The sequence below is a fragment of the Paenibacillus allorhizoplanae genome (assembly GCF_927798215.1).
Lineage (GTDB): Bacteria > Bacillota > Bacilli > Paenibacillales > NBRC-103111 > Paenibacillus_E > Paenibacillus_E allorhizoplanae.
In genome coordinates this window covers 281,471-302,909 of sequence record NZ_CAKMMW010000003.1, presented here as the reverse complement: position 1 = coordinate 302,909, position 21,439 = coordinate 281,471, and the positions used below count along the sequence as shown (strand labels likewise).

Annotated in this window: 17 protein-coding genes; 15 read left to right on the top strand and 2 right to left on the bottom strand. The window is 47.2% G+C overall.

Translation table 11 applies throughout. The annotated features are described in order from the left end of the window. Positions 1–26 precede the first annotated feature (26 nt). Positions 27–1,640: an extracellular solute-binding protein gene (locus L6I86_RS07600; RefSeq protein ID WP_236285960.1), complete on the top strand. Its 1,614-nt coding sequence runs from the start codon at positions 27–29 to the stop codon at positions 1,638–1,640. Between the two features lie 288 nt (positions 1,641–1,928). Here L6I86_RS07600 and L6I86_RS07595 read toward each other — a convergent pair whose 3' ends face one another. Both L6I86_RS07595 and L6I86_RS07590 read right to left on the bottom strand, forming a co-directional pair. After that, positions 1,929–3,002 carry an amidohydrolase family protein gene (locus L6I86_RS07595; RefSeq protein ID WP_056616897.1) on the bottom strand — a complete coding sequence of 358 codons (1,074 nt, stop codon included), beginning with the start codon at positions 3,000–3,002 and terminating at the stop codon, positions 1,929–1,931. A gap of 17 nt (positions 3,003–3,019) precedes the next feature. Next, positions 3,020–3,373, bottom strand: coding sequence for a Rieske (2Fe-2S) protein (locus L6I86_RS07590; RefSeq protein WP_056616894.1), 354 nt, complete (start codon positions 3,371–3,373; stop codon positions 3,020–3,022). Between the two features lie 101 nt (positions 3,374–3,474). Between L6I86_RS07590 and L6I86_RS07585 the strand changes: the two genes are divergently transcribed. The 14 genes from L6I86_RS07585 (at position 3,475) to L6I86_RS07520 (ending at position 21,375) form a co-directional block, all read left to right on the top strand. After that, on the top strand, positions 3,475–4,293 hold the full coding sequence (locus tag L6I86_RS07585; protein WP_236285959.1) for a helix-turn-helix domain-containing protein: 819 nt from the start codon (positions 3,475–3,477) through the stop codon (positions 4,291–4,293). Beyond that, positions 4,290–6,026 carry a sensor histidine kinase gene (locus L6I86_RS07580; protein WP_236285958.1) on the top strand — a complete coding sequence of 579 codons (1,737 nt, stop codon included), beginning with the start codon at positions 4,290–4,292 and terminating at the stop codon, positions 6,024–6,026. Before L6I86_RS07585 ends, L6I86_RS07580 begins: the two co-directional genes overlap by 4 nt. Then, the gene (locus L6I86_RS07575) at positions 6,023–7,624 is read left to right on the top strand and encodes a response regulator (RefSeq protein ID WP_236285957.1); all 1,602 of its coding nucleotides are present in this window, start codon (positions 6,023–6,025) and stop codon (positions 7,622–7,624) included. The genes L6I86_RS07580 and L6I86_RS07575 overlap by 4 nt, the downstream gene beginning before the upstream one ends. A gap of 253 nt (positions 7,625–7,877) precedes the next feature. Then, a complete protein-coding gene (locus tag L6I86_RS07570; protein ID WP_236285956.1) occupies positions 7,878–8,828 on the top strand; it encodes an ABC transporter permease in 951 nt (316 codons plus the stop codon). 20 nt (positions 8,829–8,848) lie between these two features. Beyond that, positions 8,849–9,715, top strand: coding sequence for a carbohydrate ABC transporter permease (locus tag L6I86_RS07565; protein ID WP_236285955.1), 867 nt, complete (start codon positions 8,849–8,851; stop codon positions 9,713–9,715). A gap of 62 nt (positions 9,716–9,777) precedes the next feature. Next, a complete protein-coding gene (locus L6I86_RS07560) occupies positions 9,778–11,283 on the top strand; it encodes an extracellular solute-binding protein (protein WP_236285954.1) in 1,506 nt (501 codons plus the stop codon). A 21-nt stretch (positions 11,284–11,304) separates the two neighbouring features. Then, entirely contained in the window at positions 11,305–12,054 is a 750-nt protein-coding gene (locus tag L6I86_RS07555) for a LamG domain-containing protein (RefSeq protein WP_236285953.1), read from the top strand. 547 nt (positions 12,055–12,601) lie between these two features. After that, a complete protein-coding gene (locus L6I86_RS07550; protein WP_236285952.1) occupies positions 12,602–12,847 on the top strand; it encodes a hypothetical protein in 246 nt (81 codons plus the stop codon). Between the two features lie 84 nt (positions 12,848–12,931). Further along, a complete protein-coding gene (gene gabT, locus L6I86_RS07545; RefSeq protein ID WP_236285951.1) occupies positions 12,932–14,287 on the top strand; it encodes a 4-aminobutyrate--2-oxoglutarate transaminase in 1,356 nt (451 codons plus the stop codon). Positions 14,288–14,296: 9 nt separating this feature from the next. Beyond that, entirely contained in the window at positions 14,297–15,721 is a 1,425-nt protein-coding gene (locus L6I86_RS07540; protein ID WP_236285950.1) for an aldehyde dehydrogenase family protein, read from the top strand. 249 nt (positions 15,722–15,970) lie between these two features. Continuing rightward, complete coding sequence (helD, locus tag L6I86_RS07535; RefSeq protein WP_236286342.1) at positions 15,971–18,403, top strand: RNA polymerase recycling motor HelD; 2,433 nt, start codon at positions 15,971–15,973, stop codon at positions 18,401–18,403. Positions 18,404–18,598: 195 nt separating this feature from the next. Further along, a complete protein-coding gene (locus L6I86_RS07530; protein ID WP_236285949.1) occupies positions 18,599–19,237 on the top strand; it encodes an FHA domain-containing protein in 639 nt (212 codons plus the stop codon). Between the two features lie 19 nt (positions 19,238–19,256). Continuing rightward, positions 19,257–20,549, top strand: a complete 1,293-nt coding sequence (gene murA / locus L6I86_RS07525) for a UDP-N-acetylglucosamine 1-carboxyvinyltransferase (protein ID WP_236285948.1) — start codon at positions 19,257–19,259, stop codon at positions 20,547–20,549. 55 nt (positions 20,550–20,604) lie between these two features. Continuing rightward, entirely contained in the window at positions 20,605–21,375 is a 771-nt protein-coding gene (locus tag L6I86_RS07520; RefSeq protein WP_236285947.1) for an arylamine N-acetyltransferase family protein, read from the top strand. Positions 21,376–21,439: the final 64 nt, after the last annotated feature.

The window sequence follows — 21,439 nt, the reverse complement described above, 5'->3', positions numbered from 1 at the left end:
CTATACATTTTGAAGGGGGAAGTAATATGCGGAAAAAATTAAACAAATGGTCAACGACAACATTAGTAGTTGCACTTGCAGCTACGGTATCTCTAGCTGGTTGCAGTAATGAAGCGAAGCCAGAAAGCAAGGAAACGAAAGAGGCGACTGCTACCCAAGGCCCAAAACTGAATAAGGCGGCCAAAATCAGAATCGCCGTTCCCGACAATGCAGGAGTCAAAGGCTACGAGCAAGGAGCAAGTGCAAACGATAATCAATTTTTGAACATGATCAAAGAGAAAACAGGTTACAGCAATATTGAATGGAATGTCATTCCGGCTGCGAATCAATTGGATACGTACAATTTGATGTTTGCTTCTGGTGATGTGTATGATCTCATTTATACGAATGATTTGAATATTTTCAAACGTTTCAGTGCTCAGGGAGCTCTCCTGCCAGTGGACGATGCGATCAAGCAATTCGGTAGCGAGGTGGATAAATTAGTTACCGAGAATGCATGGACGGCTGTATCGTTAGAAGGGAAGAAATATGCCATCCCGGTTCCTCCGTTTCAGAAATTCGAAAACGTAGATTTAGGCGCAGGATTTCTAGCCAGACAAGATTGGATGGATAAGCTGGGACTGAAGGCGCCCAAAAATCTGGATGAACTGTATACATTCTTGAAGACGATGAAGGAGAAAGATCCAAGTGGCAAGGGAACCATACCGTACGTAGCAGCAGCTGGAAATAACGGTAATCCGCTTGATGGACTGGATGTCATTACCGCAGCTTTCGGATTGTCCGGCATAAATAATCTCGCTGTCCCTTTCATTGTGAAGGATGGCAAGCTGGTTGATGCACAGGATGTGAATCTGAAGGACTTGCTGACCTACCTGAATAAGCTCTACAAAGAAGGCTTGATTGACAATGAGTACCTATTCAATAAAACACAACAAGTGACTGAAAAGATGTCATCGGGGAAAGCAGCTGCCGTGTATGCGGGCTACTGGGATCCTGCTACCTACCAGGCGGGTTTAAGTAAAACAGATGCTAATGCGAAGTTAAGCTTCTTGCCTACAGTAGAAGGAAAAGATGGACAGAAAGGCTATACAATGCCCGCTCCTGTATCCAACTTCTATATCATTCCTAAAAGTTCCAAAAATGCGAATGAAGCTGTGGATCTACTGAACACCTATTTGAAAGATAAAGATTTGCAGAAGTTTGTTAATTTCGGTAAAGAAGGCGTTCACTATGACATGGTAAACGGCGCGCTAAGTCCGAAGAAACCTGCGTATGATCAGATCATCTATAAACTTTATTATAGAATGTGGAATACACCGGACATCTGGCTGCCTAACGCATTACTTGGCGGATATGAGCCAGCTATGAAAAGCTTCGCCCAAGCGGGTGCGCAGCTGACTGCATTCAATATCAATCAGTACAGACCGCAGACGGAAGTCGAACTTGCCAAAGGTAGAGCGTTGATTGACCTGAGAAATGAGTACGTCGCCAAAATCATCAACGGCGCATTACCGCTTACGGCATTGGATGAGTACTTTAAAAAGGCGGATGCGGCTGGCAGACAAGATGTTATCAAAGCGTCGCAGGATTGGTTTACCAAAGAGGGCAAGGCTATTCATGATAAATTGAATAAGAAGTAGTGTTTAGTGCTTCGGAAAGTAGAGCAGTTCACCTTATTGGGGAACTGCTTTTTGTTTGTGAGGCCATAAGTCTTCGCTAGGTGGCCTGTCACTGTGAATAGATGGATTTTCTCCAGTAAAATTTATGGATTTTCAGGGTAAATATCTCATAAATAGCTGTTTATTTTCCAATTAAACCTAAACGCTGCGAACTAAAAACTCCCTCCCTCATTTTCAGAGAGAGAGGGTGAGAGAGTGAGAGAGAGTGAGAGAGAGTGAGTGTGAGTGTGAGAATGGAGTTCTGTTCATTCACTTCAGCTTGAACAACTGCCGAGCATTTTCGCTGAATATTTTCTTCTTCTTCTCAAGTGGCAGTCGCTGCAGGATCTTCGTCGGATCATCGAAATCCCAATGTGGATAGTCGCTGGAGAAGAGCAGCATATTCTCGGCGTCGAACATATTGAACATCGCTTCGAGATGCTTGAAGTCATCCGGTTCCTCGATCGGCTGCGTCGTCATGAAGCAGTGGTCGCGCACATACTCGCTCGGCATTCGCTTCAGCCATGGCGTGGATGAGCGTAAGGCTTTGAAGTTCTTGTCTAGCCGCCATAACAGTGGAGGCAACCAGGTGACGCCACCTTCGCAAAACACCACTTTAAACCCCGGATACTTCTCAAACACACCTTCGCACACGAAGCTAACCAGATGCGCCATGAAGGTTTGAGGCAAGCATGTATGCCACTGCAAATAGTTGGACACATACCCGACCGCAGTTGGTGGATTAAAGGTACCTGCGCCTTCGGCGCCCGGATGGATCATAAGCGGAAGCCCATTGCGCTCACATGCTTCGTAGATCGGATGGAAGAAACGCTGGCCGTACGGCATCCGGGCACCTCCGATCACGCTGACCGCGACGATGTCTGGATGCGGACCGACCCTGTCTATCTCACGAGCAGCCTCCAATGGATCTTGGGTACCGATACATAGGTAACCTTTGAACTTCGGGCTAACGGGCAGCCATTCGGCGATTAGATAATCGTTGTAAGCCCGGCATACGGCTGCAACGTGATCGCTGTCGGCATAACCAGACATACCAATTATCGAATCGGAGCAAAGCAACGCGTAATCAAGATTAAATGGTTCGACCAAGTGCTCGAGCATGTAATGCGGATCGGATCCCAACGGTAGCCCGCTAGGCGGATCCGCATCTTTGCGCTTGCTGCCAATCGGCGACGAATACGGCAGCCCAGCTCCAGGAATACCGAACCTTTCGGCATGGCTTTTCCACGGCTCATCGAGATAAGGGATTAAGTCGTTTCTACTACGGAACTGATTGTGCACATCACAGTCAATGACAGGCAATTTCTCTTTGTTCGAAATCATCTCGTTTCTCCTCCTTATTAACCAATCACGATGCCAATTTGTCCATCTTCTACGACGACGGGGTAGGTGCGTGTCCGCACTTTATCACTGAACAATGATTTGCCCGTCTTGAGATCGAACTCCCAGCCATGCCAAGGACAACGTAATATTTCTTGGTCCCGCCCATAGATAAATTCATAAACTTGAGATTCAAGTGTGGTTCCGCAGACCACGCCTTTGCATAACTCTGCCCCTTGATGCGGGCAATAATTATGTACGGCATAATAGTCACCTTTCACGTTATAGACCCCGATGGAACGTTGTTCGATTTGTACGATTTTGAAAGCACCGGAAGGAATTTCTTCTATGGAAGCGACCGGATATATGGCCATCATGTTCAGCCCCTTTAAGCTTTGTTAGATTAATCTTAAGGGAATGGCTGAAAAATAACTATTGCGGAAACAACTGTTTTTTGTATAATTCTAAGGTATAGATGGAAGGGGCGATACTTGATATGATGCAGCTCGTATCCGTATTTATTGATGATATGAACGTGGATTGGCAAAAGGCGGAGGAGCCGACCTTGACAGACATGTTGATTCTTGTGACGCACGGGAAAGTGAATTATGTGGTGGACGGGGATCCGGTTCATCTGGAGAAAGGTGACTTTCTATATATCCGGCAAGGCGTCAAGCGCGCTGGAACGAATGCACCAGACGGCCCGCATGTGAAGTATTCCTCGCATTTTCATTTGCAGACTGGACAGTCTAGCCAGGAAATGAAAGCGTTATCTAATGTTGAACCCTACCGGAAGGTGAAAGCCCAGCAGTTCGATTACGTCAAGCAGCGTTTTAGCACGCTTGCGCAGCATTGGTTCGGCCAGCGTGAGCATGCCGACATCATCTGCACCGGAATCGCCACTGAGCTGTTTGGCTATTTCGTGCAGGAAACGTCGGAAGAGCGATTTGGCTTTGCCAAGCTAAGACTTATGCGTGAGGTTCAGGACTATATCTCTGCCCACTACCGTGATCGGATCCGCATTGAGGAGCTGTCCCGACTCGTGGATCGCGCTCCCAACTATGTTACGCAAACGTTCAAGGAAGTAACGGGCATGACACCGATCACTTATCTGCATCACATTCGTGTGCATTCGGCACGCGATTTGATCCTCAATACAAGAATGACAATCGGAGAGATTTCGGAGTATTTGGGATATAGCGATCAGGCCCATTTCAACCGTGTGTTTAAAAAAATAATGGGCCACCCGCCTTCAGCTGTGCAGCGGGAAGTCCAAAGAGGTGGCTTACGATGAAGCTGCTTAATCGGCTGCATTCGATCCAGTTCAAGCTAACACTAACTTTTCTACTTATCTTGCTGCCGCTCGTTAGCGTCAGTGTTTTCGCTAATAACTATTCCCAGTCGATTCTGGACGATCAGATCAACGACCGCACGCGAGGAGCGCTGCTGACGACTCTCGAGTACGTGGATCAACTGACGAAAAATATGGATCAACAAACTTTACTTATCGCGTTGAATTCGTCCATCGTTGATATTTGGAATAATATCGATAACCCGCTTAACCCTGACCATTTGTATGGACTGCATACTGTACAGCAGCAGCTGTCCGCACTTACCAATGTGAATGGTTCTATCAAAGAAGCGTTTATCATCCATGGGGAAAGCGGCAACGGTGTATCCACAATGACCGGAGGCTTGAGATGGCCAGATGTGAAGCAGGAGTTTTGGTTTAAGCAAACGGTGAACTCGAATGGCGGACTTGTGGTGCATGTACCGACGGCCAAAGTCGGTGGACCGTCAGCCTATCTGAATAACGATATGATTTATTATTCCCGGCTTCTCGATATGCAAAGCAACAGCAAGGAGCCGAACGTGCTCGTGCTTGCCGTGGATAAGGCTTCCTTTCGCAAAATCATTCAACATCTTCAGACATCCGATAATATGAACATCAGATTGTCCTATAATAACGGTTTCGTGTTGGAGACAAATCCTGGCGCCGTGCACGGGAATGGCAATGAGGCCGATGTGATGTCGATCAAAGAAGAGAGCAATTTCTGGTCGATCGAGTTGGAGCAACCGCGTTCGGAATTGTTCAAGCTGACGCATAGGCTGCAACAGTTTACGTATTTGATCATTGTTATCAGTATTATCATGGCCATATGGATTGCGTGGCTCGTCTATGTGGAAATTTCTAAACCTCTTCAGAAGTTGCTGGCGGCGTTCAAGCAGTTCAGTGGCGGCAGCCTGAATACACAAATTGTTCATCGACGCAAGGATAAATTCGGTGCCGTTATGAACGGTTTTAACCGGATGGCGGAAGCCCAACGGCTATTAATTGAGGAGGATTACGAGAAGGAGCTTCGGCTCGCCAAATCGGAGTTCAGCCTCCTGCAATCGCAGATTAACCCGCATTTTTTATACAATACGTTAGATTCGATCTACTCAGTTGCCTTTAAGAATAAAATTCACGAGATTAGCGAAATGGTTATTAATCTTGCTCGATTTTTTCGGGTCAGTCTCGGTAAGGGACGTGAGACGTTTACGCTGGAAGAGACGGTTCAGCACCTGATGTACTATATCCGGGTACAGCAGATCCGTACGGATCATTTTACAGTTCAGATAACGCTGGAGGAATCAACCAAATCGATTCAAATCCTGAAGCTGCTCCTGCAGCCTGTTGTGGAGAACGCGATCATCCACGGGCTGGAGCGAAACTCCAGTGGTGGCGAACTGCGGATTAGCTCGCATCTGGCGGGCGATACCTTGTTGATACAGGTGGAGGACACAGGCATGGGGATTCCGTCGGAGAAAATGAAGCACCTGAGCAACGAGCTAAGCGCGATTACTAGCCATTCGTACCGGATTTCGAAGAGCAGCCCGCCTGATATGTATTTTGGGCTGAAAAATGTAAAGTCACGGCTCAAACTGTACTACGGCGAACAGGCAGATCTGCACGTGCACAGTGTGGAAAATGAGGGGACTCGGGTTACGATTACGATTCCATTAGGGAAGGACGAAGCGCGATGAAGTTGTTAATTGTGGAAGATGAACTTTATGTCCGGGAGAGACTCGCGGAGGGGATCGAGTGGACTGAGGTGCAGATTGAACTGGCGGCTGCCGTGTCAACGGGCAAAGAAGCGATATCCGTGCTTCAGAATGATCATATCGATATTGTGCTGACGGACATTCGGATGCCGGAGATGGATGGTTTGGAACTGGCGAGAATGGTCAAACGGCAATACCCGCATATTAAGCTGCTGATTTTGACCGGGCACGACGATTTTGACTACGCTCGGGAGAGCATTGAGCAAGGCGTATTCAAATATTTAATTAAGCCAGCTGAGAATGAGCAGATTGTAGAGGCAGTGCTGGAAGCGAAAGTACTGCGGGAAAAAGAGTTAAACGAAAAGCATAATACGACCCTGCTGGAAATGAGGTGGAACGAACATCTGCCCCATCTGAAGGAACTATTTTATAAAAATTGGTTGAATGGCCGGTATTCTGCCTGGGAAATTGATCGGAGAGGGCATGACCTTGCCATTCGATTAGAGAACCGAAAAGCATTGCCCATTATTCTAGATATGGATCCAATACCTGAAGGAAACGAGCGGTTTGAGGTGAAGGACCGACAGTTGGTGCAGTTTTCACTGTTTACGATTGCCCGGGATGTGCTGGAGAATGAGAATTGCGTTGTTGTGCAGGATGATGATAGCTTGACAGCAGCTATTTTCTTCGCATCTACGGACGTAGGTGACGAGGTGATGAAAGGGCTAGTGAATGGGCAGATTCTTGCGCTGCTGGAGACGGTTAAGGATACACTGAAACTGACTGCAAGTGCGGGCATAGGTACGCCGGTGGCTGAGAGTTCCTTGCTGCCCCGTGCTTACAAGATGTGCCGTCTTGCCCTGCAGGAGAGGCTTATTCTCGGTAACGGCGTTGCGATTCCATATCGTGACGATACGCCCGAAGAGGATTCTTGGGATGCGCTACAAGAGATCGAACGTGAGTTTGAGGCGGTGATCGAAGCGGGCAGCCAGGAAGAGCGAAGAGAGGAACTCGTCCGTCGTATTATGGAGACGGGGTTCGCCAGCGGTATACCCGTGGTGGAAGCACGAGAGGTCTTGTTTCGAATGGCTTGCTTACTTGCACGGATTGTGCATGCGCAAGGCTGGACACTGCGTGGTACGCTGAAGAGTGATTACGAGGAGTTCGAGTCGTACACGTCCTTGCTTACCCGGGAACAGATCGAAGGCTGGTTGAATCGGATGGCTGGCCGAATTAGTTTGGCCATCGCACAGAGAAGGCAGTCCAGCTCGCAGAGGACCGCACATGAGGTCATGCGTTTTATTCAAGAGCATTTGCATAAAGAAGAGCTAAGTTTACATTTTGCAGCGGAAAGCATGTACATCAATTATTCGTACTTAAGCCGAATTTTCAAAGAAACGATTGGGGAATCGTTCTCCAGTTATGTGCTGCGGCTTCGAATGGAGCGGGCCAAGGAGCTATTGAGCACAGGAGTCAAGGTATCTGACGCCACGGAACAGGTTGGTTACCGCCATATGAACTATTTCTCAAAAAGCTTTCAGAAATTCTGGGGTGTTAAACCGAGCGAGGTTAACAAATAATGGCCAATCTTTTGATTGGCTTTTGGGAGTAACCCGGTCGACCAACGCACGCTAGCGCACAAATAGTGTGCGCAAGTGAAGTAACCCGGTCGACAAATATCAAAATGGCGGCGCATGCCGCCTTTTCTTATTCAGGAAGTAAAAATAGTTGCAATGAAAGTAAAAGGAATGGTATACGCTTCCATTTCTACAACAGATATAATGAGGGCACAGAAGTTCAAATCCAGCATCTCGGAGAGGAGAGATCCAAAATATGAAAGCTTCAGTCCCTGCCACAGCATCCCATGTGCTGACAAGTAAGCGAGCCAATCGCCATCCGCTGCTTAAGTATTGGGATCTTTATTTGATGGTTCTGCCTGCGCTGGTGTTCCTGCTAGTGTTCAAATATGGACCGATGTACGGAGTCGTAATTGCCTTTAAGGACTACAACATTATGCAAGGGGTATTTGCAAGTAAATGGGTTGGTCTTCAGTACTTTCGTGAATTGTTCATGTTCGATGAGTTCCCGAGAGTGGTCATAAACACGCTAGTCATCAGCCTGATGAAGTTGGTTGTCGGTTTCCCGGCTCCTATCTTGCTCGCACTACTGCTCAATGAGCTTCGTTTGGTGAAATTCAAGCGCTGGGTACAGACATTTACGTACCTGCCGCATTTCATTTCGTGGGTCGTTATCGGCGGAATCGCTGTCGACTTGCTGTCACCGAGCAGCGGTATTGTGAATAAAGCGATTCAAGCATTTGGCGGTGAGCCGATCTTCTTCTTAACGAGCGAGAAGTTGTTCCGCTGGATTCTCGTGTACACCGATGTATGGAAGGAAGCCGGCTGGGGCGCTATCATTTACCTAGCGGCATTGCTCAGCATCAATGAGGAATTATTCCAGGCAGCCACAGTAGACGGGGCCGGACGGCTCCGACAAATCTGGCACATCTCCCTGCCGAGCATCCGCTCAACGATTATAATTCTGCTTCTGCTGCGAATTGGTCATTTACTTGATGCTGGATTCGAGCAGGTGCTTGTGATGTATAACCCGACCGTATACGATGTCGGTGATATTATCGATACGTATGTATTCCGAGTGGGATTAGGGACCATGCAGTTTGGACTGACTACGGCGGCTGGGTTGTTTAAATCAGTCATCGGTTGTGTGCTGTTAGTTATTGCCAATACGCTTGCCCGGCGAATGGGTGAGGAAGGAATTTACTAACCTAGAGAGGTGGTGCCTGTGTGATTCGTACTAGAGGAGAAACCGTATTCGGTTATTTTAACGTGTTCATACTTTCCGTCATATCACTGTCGATGATTCTGCCGTTCATACACGTGGGAGCCAAAGCGTTCAGCAGTGAAGCACATGTGCTAGCCAAGGACATCCTGTTATGGCCCAAGGGTATAACGACGATTTCCTTTGAATACGTGCTTTCAAATAAGCAATTTTACTATTCGTTCGGTAACTCGGTGTTTATTGCCATCGTCGGGACGATAATCAGCATGGCGCTAACGGTGCTTGCAGCTTATCCGCTTTCCCGTAAAGGCTTACCGTACACTCGCTTTATGATGTTACTGTTCGTCATCACCATGTTCTTCAACGGTGGGCTGATTCCAACGTACCTTGTCGTGAAGCAAGTTGGGCTGCTCAACTCCCTATGGTCGCTCATTTTACCAACTGCGCTCGCACCGTTTAATATGATTTTGATCCGCAACTTCTTCATGGGCGTACCAGACTCGCTGGAGGAATCTGCCCGAATAGACGGTGCCTCAAACTTGCGGATTCTGACCTCGATCTACCTGCCGTTATCCGTACCTGCACTGGCTACCGTTGGCATGTTCTACGCAGTTGGCTACTGGAATGCTTTCTTCCAAGCCATGATGTACATCACCGACCGGCAGTTGATGCCGCTTCAAATGTTTCTTCTTCAACTCGTAACCGATGAGAAGTCAGCTGATCTGGTTGTGAATGATGTATTCCGCGAAGTTACCCCGGAAACGATACGGGCGGCGGCCATTCTGTGTGCGGTAGTTCCGATTCTGTTTGTGTATCCGTTTATTCAACGATATTTCGTCAAAGGGGTTATGTTGGGTGCTGTCAAAGGGTAATGGCCAACCTGCAAGCACGCCCGTTTTTTTATAAATAAACACTTCAGGGGAGGTTTTATTCGATGAAAATTCAAAAAACAGCGCTTGTAAGCATGTCAGCTGTCCTATTAGCTGGGCTTGTTGTTGGTTGCAGCAGTAATAACACTGCTCCTGCAAGCACTAGCACTGGAGCGGCAAGTTCAAGTGGAACGGTCAAAAACAAGGAATTGAAAGTAATGCGCATCTATCATCCCTCAATGGAACAATTCAAGGGCAGCGACACTATCAACGATAATAAGTTGGTGAACGTTCTGAAGGAGAAATCGGGGTATAATGTGAAATTCGAGTCGCTGCCTAAGGATAATCCCAACCAGAAGATATCGATCATTTTGGCTTCAGGTGATGTACCGGATATTATGTGGATTCCTGGAAAATCTGACTACTTTAAACTGGCGCAGCAGGGAGCATTCGAGCCACTTGACGAATTGACTAAAACCCATATTCCCAATCTATCTACATTTCTCCCCAAAGAAATTCTCGACGCCTCCAAGCTGGATGGCAAAATGTACGGTATTCCAGTGCGTGTTGCCCAAAAGGTTGGCAACGGCCTTCTGGAGCGCTCCGACATACTGAAGGAGCTCAGTCTGAAAGAACCGACGACGATGGACGAGATGTATACGACGCTTAAAACAATCAAAGAGAAAAAGAATATGGCGCCTCTCACAGGTGCCGCTGGAAATCCGGGTGCGTTTATGGCATCCTTCCTGCCGTACGCATCTGCGTTTGGGGTAGGTAACTCAACGGTAACTAAAAATGGTAAGTTAGAATTCTCGTGGCTGCAACCGGAATATAAAGAATACCTCACGACCATGAAGAAATGGTATTCCGAAGGTTTAATCGACCAAGAATTTGCTATCAATAAAGACATTAAGGACAAAATGATCAACGGCACTGCCACTTTTGGCACGGTGTATTGGGGTGATGCGCTGACGATCGATACATCCATCAAAGATAAAAAGACCGGAGGAACCTTGCAGTACATCGCACCTGTTAGTGGCAAGAACGGAGCAGCAGGCTTCCAAGAAGAAGGTATTCCAGGCAGCTACATCGTTATTCCGAAGCAAGCTAAGAACAAGGAAGGCGCAGCTGCCTTCATCAATTACATCATGAATGCAGATACGGACAAATTTTTGACTTACGGAATTGAAGGTCAGGATTACAAGGTAGAGAACGGTCAAATCGTGCAGACACCGGAACAGAGCAACAATATTCCATGGCGGACACTCTACTTCTTTGGTGACAGCGACCCGAGCTTCAATGCACGTTTGAAGGTAAAAGGATTCCTTCCGTATTACGAGCCCCTGCTGAAATTTAAGCAAAATCGAGAAGAAACCTCCTACGCACCTTCGATTGAGGCGTACGACACCAAATTCACAGAGCTGCGCAACTATACAGAAGAAAACGCGTTGAAATTTATTATGGGTAAACGCGATCTGGGCGAGTTTGATAAGTTCGTACAGGAATTCAACGCCAAGGGCGGCAAAGTTGCCATCGATGCGATGAACGAATGGTTTACCAAAAAGAAATAGGAAACTTTGGAGGCTTCATACATGAAGAAGGATATTGCAATCATCCTCAACCATCCGAATGTAGTAACTTTCTGGGACTTTCAAGAAGGCCCTGGTGAAGCGCGCATTTCGAAGGGAGGAAAGCCGTATGCTCTGAAGGAAAGTGGAGGTCCGGTAGAGCGAGATGATGAAGGCAAATTCGGTCCATACAGTGCTCTGCTAGAGGAAGGGAAATGGTTTCGAATTCCCCGTGCGCAACTCCAAGAGCTGAACATCCATGGTGAGAATGCGCAGGTGACGGTCGCCGCTTGGGTTAAACGCAGGAAAAAATCCAATAATGAATGTGAATTCATTGCTGGCATTTGGAACGAAACGAATAAGAGACGCCAATATGGACTTTTCCTGAATTTATCGATTTGGGAGAGCAGCCAACAGGTGTGCGGCCATGTATCTTCCGTAGGCGGCCCGACACCTGGCTATCGCTGGTGCATGGATTCATCCATCGGTAAAACGGAGATTCCTCTTGAGGAGTGGCACTTTGTTGCTTTTACTTACGACGGCCAGTATGTGCGGTCCTATGTAAATGGGATACTGGATGAACGCCCGATCCGTAATCCTTATCATTACCCGGGCGGCCTTTTCGATGGCGGGCAGGATGGTGCTGATTTTACCGTTGGCGCAGTGGATCGTTCTCAGGAGATCGGTAATTTCTTTGTCGGCAGCATCGGTGGATTAGCTATTTATAACAAAGCGTTAACCAATGAAGAGATGTACCAACTGGCTTGTTTGTAAAAGAGGAAGGGTCCCACTAGCCATGGTTGTGGCGGTGGACCCTTTTTTGCGTTCATGCAGGGAATATGGTTGTGTAGCATGCAAGAGACAAGTATGCACAAGTTCAAAAATGCAAATGAGCATCATTTTATATCCAACGTTGCACTTAATCTAAAATTGATGCAAAAGTGCAATAATTTCTGCCTTCAATGATAGTTTTGGCACTTTATGGGTCCTGAAAGATGCTCATTCGCATTTATGGAGAGACCCCTAGTGTCATTTCCTCCACCCAAAACCTTATATATGGGTACTGTACCAATTTGAACGATCAAAGCTCCTACCAGAATAAAAAGGAAACTTAACTGACCGATAGATATTCTTTCGTCCATTTTTTTGGTACCAGCCGGAACTGCTGCACTGCCTGGAATCGTGATGATCGAAGAGAAATACTGTACACGGTGTAAGTAACAACCGCGTAGACTAACTTTCCCGTTGTACTTAAATCTGGAACAGTGAAAGTTAACCATCCGAAAATGCCGAAAGGGACACCTAAGATGTTATTTTCGTTTTGAATAAAGGGGATATGGTTCATGTGATAGGCAGCGCTGAGAGTGCGACGCTTAACGTGAAGTTTCTGATCAATGAGTATCAGGAGGAGTTTCCACCATTTAAACTGAACATTCCGCTATCGATGGTATACAAGAAAGACGGATACGAGTTAATTCGGCGAAGCTATCGAATGCCTGGGATGTGTTGCGTGAATCAGGCGTGGCCCTCTATTGGGCTTTTTTTGCGTTATATGCTGAATTTGTAATCCGTTGCCGTCATAAAATGAAAGAGAAAGTAGTGGTAATTATTCTACAAATATGAAAAATTAAAATCAAAGGGGAAGATGAACATGCAAATCGCACGTAAATTTGCTTCAGTACCCTCCAAGCTACAGGGCGGACGCACCCAAGAACTCATGGATAAAAGACAAGCATTCGTACCCAGAGGTGTTGGCAACAATACACCCATTTTTGTTGAAAAGGCAGAAGGGGCATTGATTTATGATGTGGATGGCAATGTGTTCATTGACTTTGCTGGTGCCATTGGAACGCTGAATGTGGGCCATTGCCCGCCTGAAGTTGTCAAAGCTGTGCAAGAGCAGCTTGAAAAATACATTCATCCTTGCTTTCATGTCGCTATGTATGAACCCTATCTGAAGCTAGCTGAGAAATTAGTGCAAATCACGCCAGGCAACTTTCCTAAGAAAACCATCTTTCTGAATAGCGGTGCAGAAGCGGTTGAAAATGCTGTGAAAATTGCCAGGAAATTTACAGGGAAATCAGGTATCGTCTCCTTTTCGCGAGGATTTCATGGTCGGACGCTCTTGGGCATGTCGCTTACAAGTAAGGTCAGACCCTATAAGTTCCAGATGGGTCCGTTTGCTCCAGCCACCTACAAAGCACAATTCCCGTATCCGTTGAATCGTCCGCCAGGCATGTCGGAGACAGATTATGCGCTTTATTGTGTTCAGCAATTTGAGGATTTCCTCCTTACGGAGGTTGCACCAGAAGAGTTAGCAGCGGTCATCATGGAGCCGATCCAAGGTGAAGGCGGCTTCATCGTTCCTCCAAAGGCATTTGTTCAAGGTATATATGAGATTTGCAAAAGTACACATATTCTGTTTATTGCCGATGAAATTCAAACAGGTTTTGGACGTACGGGAGAAATGTTCGCTTCGACACATTTTGGGATTGAGCCCGATTTGGTGACGATGTCTAAATCTATTGCGGCAGGCTTGCCGATATCGGCAGTTACGGGACGTTCGGAGATTATGGATGCACCTGCACCTGGCGAAATCGGTGGGACCTATGGTGGAAGTCCACTGGGATGTGTGGCAGCATTAGCCGTTATCGAGAAGATGGAACGCGAGAATCTTGTTGAGCGATCACGTGTTATCGGTGAGACGATCCGTGGATTCTTTACGGACTTGCAGAAGACAATCCCGCATATTGCCGAGGTGCGTGGATTAGGTGCGATGTGTGCAATCGAATTCGTACATCCCGATACGAAAGTACCAGATAAAGCGAGTGCAGCTGCGATTCAAAAAGGCTGCTACGAAGCAGGAGTGATCCTATTAAGTGCTGGAGTGCACAGCAACGTCATTCGTTTTCTGACCCCACTCGTAATCACGGATGAAGAGCTTGCTGAAGGTCTTGATATTATCCAACATGTTATAATTGAGCAATATGCCGAAGAGAGAAAGTAGGGAGTACAGATGAAGAGGCATTTGTTTATTAACGGACAATGGAAAGAAGCTGCTCATTATGAAGCACTTTACTCACCATTTTCTGGAGAGTGGATTGCAGACGTGGGGTATGCGAATGAAGCAGAGACGGATGAAGCGATCCAAGCTGCGCAAGCTGCTGCACAAGTGATGGCCCAGATGCCTGCGCACGAGCGTACGGCTATTTTAAATAAAGTCGCTGAATTGTTAGAAAAAAGGAAAGAGGAGCTATCCCGTCTAGTAGCTTTGGAAGCGGCAAAGCCGCTCAAGACCGCGCGAGGCGAACTCGCTCGGACGATTCAAACGTATAAATTCGCTGCGATGGAAGCAAGTCGAATTCATGGAGAAACGGTACCTCTGGATGCAGCTCCTGGTGGAGAGGGACGCATTGCCTTTACGCTGCGCAAACCGTTGGGTGTAATCGCGGCTATAACGCCATTTAACTTCCCCTTTAATTTGGTAGCACATAAAGTCGGCCCTGCAATTGCGGCGGGGAACACGATTGTACTCAAACCCTCAGGGCAAACGCCACTCTCTGCCTTGGTACTTGCTGAGATTTTCCAAGAAGCGGGACTTCCGAAGGGAGCACTGAATGTTATACCTGGACCCGGTGCGGTTGTGGGAGAGAAGCTCGTGAGCGATCCTCGGGTGAAGGCTGTTACCTTCACAGGTAGTCCTGCCGTCGGGATTGCGATGAAAAACAAAGCCGGTTTAAAGCGGGTTACCTTAGAGTTGGGTTCGAATTCAGCTTTACTGATAGACAAAGCCTACGAGATTACAGATGAGTTAATCAGCCGTTGTGTGCTCGGTGCATTTTCATATAGTGGTCAGGTATGTATTTCCATTCAACGGATTTTTGTCCATGAGCTGCATCATGATAATTTTATGAATAGATTCAAAGCGCAAGTGGAGAAATTGGTTATTGGTGACCCGCTAGAAGAGTCAACGGATGTATCGGCGCTGATTAGTGAGAAAGAAGTCCGTCGGATGCAGAATTGGGTAGACAGTGCGGTCTCCAAAGGAGCCGTTGTGATCACCGGCGGCAAAGAGTTGAATTCTCGCATGTATCCTCCAACCATTTTGACGCATGTAGCTGCTGATGAACCTGTTTCCTGTGAAGAGGTGTTCGGACCAATTGTTACGGTTTCCTCTTTCACCTCGCTGGATCAAGCGATAAAGGATGTGAATCAATCTCGCTATGGACTACAAGCAGGCATCTATACGAACGATATCCGTGCCGCGATGCGTGCTGCAGAACAGTTGGAAGTAGGCGGCGTCATGATTAATGATTTCCCTACATTCCGTGTGGATAACATGCCTTATGGCGGTGTGAAGGAAAGTGGATTCGGACGGGAAGGTGTTCGATATGCGGTTGAGGAGTTGACGGAGCTGAAGTTCATTTCAATTAAGTTATAGGTGTGGATACACAACGGAGTTAGGTACAAAAAAAGAAGAACCGGCAGAAATGCCGGTTCTTCTTGCTAAATATGTATTTACACACAAGGAAGCTTTATGTTAGAATACAAAGACTATTGTCTGTTTATTTAATATTAAGACATAGATATTTCATCTTATCTTTAATTAAATTTTACCACGAAGATCGGCTAGTTGTCAACATTATTTTGTTTTTTTCACACAAGACCCAAAAGGAGCGTGTTCGTGAAGATGATCAAGGTGAACGAATGGCAGCAAGAACAAGAGCGATTAGATATGGTTACGGAAAAATTACGATCTGCCATTGTCGAAATAGAACCAGAGGTAGTTGGGTTGCGCGATCAGGTTACGGATTTCCGCAAGCGGTTTTGGGAAGAAGTGTCGATCAATACGAGTACACATGAAGATTTCGAAGAGGCGTTTTATAGTATTAGACAGCAAGAAGCGTTGTTATCGGAACGAGAGCGCAGTCACCAGCAGCGGATGCAACGGTTGAAGAGCATGAAGCGGTTGCTGCCGTCGCCTTATTTTGGGCGGATTGATTTTCAAGAAGATGGTATTAGCTTCAGCGAGCACATTTATATTGGCGTTTCGTCTTTCGTTGATGTGGACGGTTTAAGCTTCCTGGTGTATGACTGGCGAACACCCATTGCAAGTATGTACTACGACTATTCCCCAGGAGCTTCGGCCTATGAAACGCCAGGGGGACGCGTTGAGGGGGAAATGACGCTGAAACGGCAATATCACATCGGCGATGGTCAGTTAAAGCGTGTGTTCGACACGAGTGTAACCATCGGCGATGAATTGCTCCAGCAAGTGCTTGCCCAAGGTGCAAATTCACAAATGAAGAGCATTGTGGCGACCATTCAGAAGGAGCAAAATGCCATCATTCGCAACGATAAGACGCGAATGCTCATTGTGCAAGGAGCAGCAGGGAGTGGAAAGACATCAGCAGCTTTGCAGCGAGCTGCCTACTTATTATATAAGCACCGCGATAAACTAAAAGCGGACCAAATTGTACTTTTTTCCCCGAATCCAATGTTCAACAGTTATGTATCAACGGTTCTTCCCGAGCTCGGTGAGGAGAATATGCAGCAGACGACTATTCAAGAATATCTGGTCTATTGGCTTGGATCCACGTTACAGCTGGAGAGTCCGTTCGAGCAGATCGAATATATACTGACGTCATCATCATCTCCTGAGTGTGAAGCACGACGAAGTGGGATTCACTATAAAGCATCTGAAGTTTTTCTCCATGCGCTGCAGCAATACGCGGTGTGGTTGGGGAAAGAAGGCATGCTATTCCGCGGCATCCATTTCCAGGATCGTGAGTTAATTGCCGCGGAGGAGATTCAGTTGCAATTTTATAGTTATGACAATACAATCCGTCTGGCTAATCGAGTCGCTCTTTTACAGGAATGGATTCTGAAAAGGCTGGCAACCCTCGAGCGTAAAGAACAAAAAGCGCATTGGGTTCAAGATGAACTCGATTACCTCGATAACGAGCAATATGCCGAAGCCTACAGAGAGCTGCTCAAGAAGTATCAGCAAGAAGAAGAAGTAGTCCTTCATATGAATGAGCAGCTTCTGGATGATTATGGACAGTTTCTTGGCAAGGAGCAACACGAAGAGCATAATGTTGATTTTGCCATGCAGGAAATAGAAGAACTGCTTCGGAAGATGATCGTGAGTGGACATTATAAGCAATTGAGAAATGACGTAAAACGATTTAAGTTTATAGATGTCATCGGGTTGTACGATCAGTTGTTCAGCGATGAAGCAGCTTATCGGAACATGACGAACGAGACTACTGTGCCCGAACAGTGGACGGAAATTTGCAAGCAAACGAAGGAAAAGCTGAGTAGGCTCGAACTGTTTTATGAGGATGCGGCGCCGTTCTTGTGCTTGAAAGAATGCGTAGAGGGGACACGGAGGAATACGAATGTGCGGCATGTCTTTGTCGATGAAGGGCAGGATTATTCACCTTTCCAATTCTATTTCCTTAAGCAGCTTTTTCCCCGCGCCAGCATGACCGTGCTCGGAGATTTCAGCCAAGCGATCTTCCCGCAAGCAACCAATCTGTCTGAGGAGGATTCGCCACTGATTAAGTTATATGGCCAAGATGAAACCAATCTAATCCGTCTTGTGCGAAGCTACCGCTCCACCCGTGAGATTGTGGAGTTTACGAAGGCGTTGTTACCTAGCGAAGAAATCGTACCTTTTGAGCGGAGTGACCAGAAGCCCCACCTCATTAAGGTTAGCGGCAGTGCAGAGAGAGCTGAACGAATGATAGAACATCTCGCTGAACTGAGGGCAGAGGGGTTTGAGTCAATTGCCGTTATTACGAAGACCGCAGCGGAGAGCCGTGAGGCTTATGAATTGTTGAATTCTCAGAGCTCTGAGACACTGAGACTCATTACGAAGGATACGTTGACCTTTGAGAAAGGGACGATGGTCATTCCTGCCTACCTCGCCAAAGGAGTCGAGTTCGACGCGGTATTGATTTATGATGCATCATCACACGTGTACGACCGAGAGAGCGAACGTAAGCTATTTTATACGGCTTGTACGCGGGCGATGCACCGGCTGCTGCTGTATACGACAGGGGAATGGACGCCATTTATCCAGTCACTGGATCCGAATTTATATGAGGTAGAGGGTTAACGGAAATGTTACTAAAAAATGAGCGATCCGTCAGTGAGTAGGGGTTTTATTCACCTACAGTTTGAGGTACGATAAGTAATGGGGTTATTTCCCAAGCTGTGAGGTAAGCTGCATGAGCAAACGGAGGGGACACAACTGGAAAACTTTGCATGCTTATATGTCGTGCGCGGTGAGCCCTATCGAGCGGGCACTTGCGTGAATTTGAGCGAGGTTGAAACGAAGGTCGGCCGGGTATCCAATGAGTTAACGCCGGATTTGGCATTTACCAACACTTTTATTTCCCGAAAGCATATCATCATTCGCAAGGAGCAAGACAAGGCGGTGCTCTATGATTTGGGAAGTCTTCATGGTACTGAAATTAATGGCGTACGACTAACGCCGCACACACCTTATCCACTGAACAATTTTGATATTATTAGGCTTGCCAAAGGGATGACCGTCATCCATTTCTCATATATGTTTGCCGATCAAACCCTTGAAATCGAACCGCTCAGCATCACCAGACAGCTAGAAATCCCCAAACTCCCATTGGAAATCTGTTGGGAGAAACGGGAGTGTGTGGTGGAAGGCAGGCGAATCCCTATGTCCGAGAAAGAATATCTATTGATCCGTGTGCTGCATGAGCATACAAATCGACTCGTTCCGCTTGAGGAAATTAAATCTAAGGTCTGGCCAGAACGATCACCGGGTGCAGAAGGTTTCTCGGATGTGACTCTCGACGAACTGAATGCCCTGGTCTATCGGGTGCGCAAAAAATACGGAAAAGACACCTTTCTCATTAGTGCCGTCCGCGGCGGCGGTTATATGCTCGAATCCGAATTGAAATCGTCATAACGAAAGTTGGGATACCTTCATGAAGTATATACAAGCGGAGTACTCAGGCCCACTAAATGGAACGGTACACATACCAGGAGCAAAGAATAGTTCTCTTGCCATACTTGCAGCTGCTTGTCTGGCGGATAACATAGTAACGTTAGAGGGTATTCCACACATAGATGATGTGCGTCTTATTGCGGAAATTGGCCGGGATATCGGCCTGAAACTCACACAGAATGCTGGGCAAGTCATCATTGACCCACGCTGGATTCACAGCTCAGTCATTGATCCCGGCAAAGCATCGAGCTACCGAGCGTCTTATTATTTTGTAGGTGCGCTGCTGTCCAAATTCGGCAGAGTCACGATCGGATTACCTGGTGGTGATGATTTTGTTTCAAGACCCATGGATCAGCATATCAAGGTATTCAAAGCACTTGGAGCCGAAGTGCGGCTCTACAAGGATTATTATGAGGTCGAAGCAGCAGAGTTAAAGGGGGCAGACATTTATTTCGATACCCTTACCTCGGGGGCGACGATGAATGCGATGATGATGGCTGTGTTGGCAAAAGGGCGGACTCAGTTGCACAACGCGGCCATGGATCCGGAGGTCTGCGATACCGCAAGATTCCTGAATCAACTTGGTGCACGAATTTATGGGGCAGGTACGGATCGCATTCGGATCGAAGGTGTTCCATACTTGAATGGGGGCATGCACACGGTAATTCCAGACAGGCTGATTGCTGGAGCATTTTTGATGGCGGCTGGGCTCAATGGGGGACAAGTTACCGTTAAGGATGTCATTCCAGAGCATCTTGGCTCCTGTCTAGCTAAGCTAGAGGAAATTGGTATGCATGTGGAATGCGGAGAAAACAGTATTACTGCTTATGGGACTGGTGCTCTCAAAGCAACGCGAATTCGCGCAGGCATGTATCCAAGCTTCGCCACCGATTTACAGCAACCAATGACGGCACTCCTTTTGCAGGCGGAGGGCAAGAGTATCGTAACCGACCGTGTGTATCCAAAAAGGTTCGCTCATGTTCCACAGTTAAGACGACTAGGTGCGGAAATAGAGATGCGCCAAGAATCTGCTTTTATTCGCGGCGGACTCCCCTTGCGAGGTGGTTGGGTGCATGCGACCGATGTGCGTGCAGGGATTTGTCTGCTGATGGCCGGTTTCACGGCTGAGGGCAGCACGTGTATAACAGGCGTCGAGCACATCGAGCGCGGCTATGAGGACGTGATCGGCAGCTTCCGATCCATCGGTGCCAAGCTCTCGATGCGTGAACTGGACGCGCAAGAGATTTCCAGCCGAATTCACATGCAAGGGTAATCGTAATCCTTTACATAGTAACGATTAACTCACTTAAGGAAGGTGTCTTCCCCTGATGAATACAAACAGTCAGATTGAGAAGTATCTGGATCGCATCGGTTTTAGTGGTTCGCTCGATGGCAGTGCAAAGACATTGGCTGACCTGCAGGAACGACATCTGCACACGGTTCCCTATGAGAATTTGGATATTCTCGAAGGGAGAGCGTTATCTCTTGATCCGCAGGAACTGTATCAGAAGATTGTTATACGCCAGCGAGGGGGGTATTGTTTTGAAACGAATGCCCTATTCGGTTGGCTCCTTCGTGAACTTGGCTATACGGTGACGGATTTGGTCGCCAGATTCTGGCGAGATGAGCCGAATTTGCCGCCCAAAAGGCGCCATCACATCTTGAAGGTAGAAGCCGAAGGTGTTAACTACCTGTGCGATGTTGGTGTTGGCGGGATCGTCCCCCGCAGACCCCTTCCTTTCATCGAAGATCATGTACAGCAGCAAGGCGATGAGAGCTACCGCCTTGAGAGAGATCCCCAGGATGGCTGGGTGCTTTGCGAACAGAAAAAGGAAGCATGGCATCGTATCTACTCTTTCACAGAGGAGCCTCAGCTGCCGAAAGACTACCTATTCGCCAGTTTCTGGTGTGAAAAAGCCCCAGATTCGATTTTCAACAAGTACCCGATCGTTGCGATACGCACGTCAGAGGGAAGGCATACGCTTGCTGACAAGGAGTTCCGTATTTTCAGTGCTACAGATGTAAAAACCTATACCCCACAGACAGATGAAGCGTATAAAGAAGCTTTATTCACATATTTTGGCATTCGTCTTAATTAAATAGAAGCATGTGTGAAGGCAGCGGACCTCGTGGTTTGGTTGCCTTTTTCAACTATCAGGGAGA

What these genes read in the sequence shown, in the direction of transcription:
- L6I86_RS07600 (WP_236285960.1), top strand. Translation starts at nt 27, where the DNA reads ATGCGGAAAAAATTAAACAAATGGTCAACGACAACATTAGTAGTTGCA.
- L6I86_RS07595 (WP_056616897.1), bottom strand. Translation starts at nt 3,002, where the DNA reads ATGATTTCGAACAAAGAGAAATTGCCTGTCATTGACTGTGATGTGCAC.
- L6I86_RS07590 (WP_056616894.1), bottom strand. Translation starts at nt 3,373, where the DNA reads ATGGCCATATATCCGGTCGCTTCCATAGAAGAAATTCCTTCCGGTGCT.
- L6I86_RS07585 (WP_236285959.1), top strand. Translation starts at nt 3,475, where the DNA reads ATGGAAGGGGCGATACTTGATATGATGCAGCTCGTATCCGTATTTATT.
- L6I86_RS07580 (WP_236285958.1), top strand. Translation starts at nt 4,290, where the DNA reads ATGAAGCTGCTTAATCGGCTGCATTCGATCCAGTTCAAGCTAACACTA.
- L6I86_RS07575 (WP_236285957.1), top strand. Translation starts at nt 6,023, where the DNA reads ATGAAGTTGTTAATTGTGGAAGATGAACTTTATGTCCGGGAGAGACTC.
- L6I86_RS07570 (WP_236285956.1), top strand. Translation starts at nt 7,878, where the DNA reads ATGAAAGCTTCAGTCCCTGCCACAGCATCCCATGTGCTGACAAGTAAG.
- L6I86_RS07560 (WP_236285954.1), top strand. Translation starts at nt 9,778, where the DNA reads ATGAAAATTCAAAAAACAGCGCTTGTAAGCATGTCAGCTGTCCTATTA.
- L6I86_RS07555 (WP_236285953.1), top strand. Translation starts at nt 11,305, where the DNA reads ATGAAGAAGGATATTGCAATCATCCTCAACCATCCGAATGTAGTAACT.
- gabT (WP_236285951.1), top strand. Translation starts at nt 12,932, where the DNA reads ATGCAAATCGCACGTAAATTTGCTTCAGTACCCTCCAAGCTACAGGGC.
- L6I86_RS07540 (WP_236285950.1), top strand. Translation starts at nt 14,297, where the DNA reads ATGAAGAGGCATTTGTTTATTAACGGACAATGGAAAGAAGCTGCTCAT.
- helD (WP_236286342.1), top strand. Translation starts at nt 15,971, where the DNA reads ATGATCAAGGTGAACGAATGGCAGCAAGAACAAGAGCGATTAGATATG.
- murA (WP_236285948.1), top strand. Translation starts at nt 19,257, where the DNA reads ATGAAGTATATACAAGCGGAGTACTCAGGCCCACTAAATGGAACGGTA.
- L6I86_RS07520 (WP_236285947.1), top strand. Translation starts at nt 20,605, where the DNA reads ATGAATACAAACAGTCAGATTGAGAAGTATCTGGATCGCATCGGTTTT.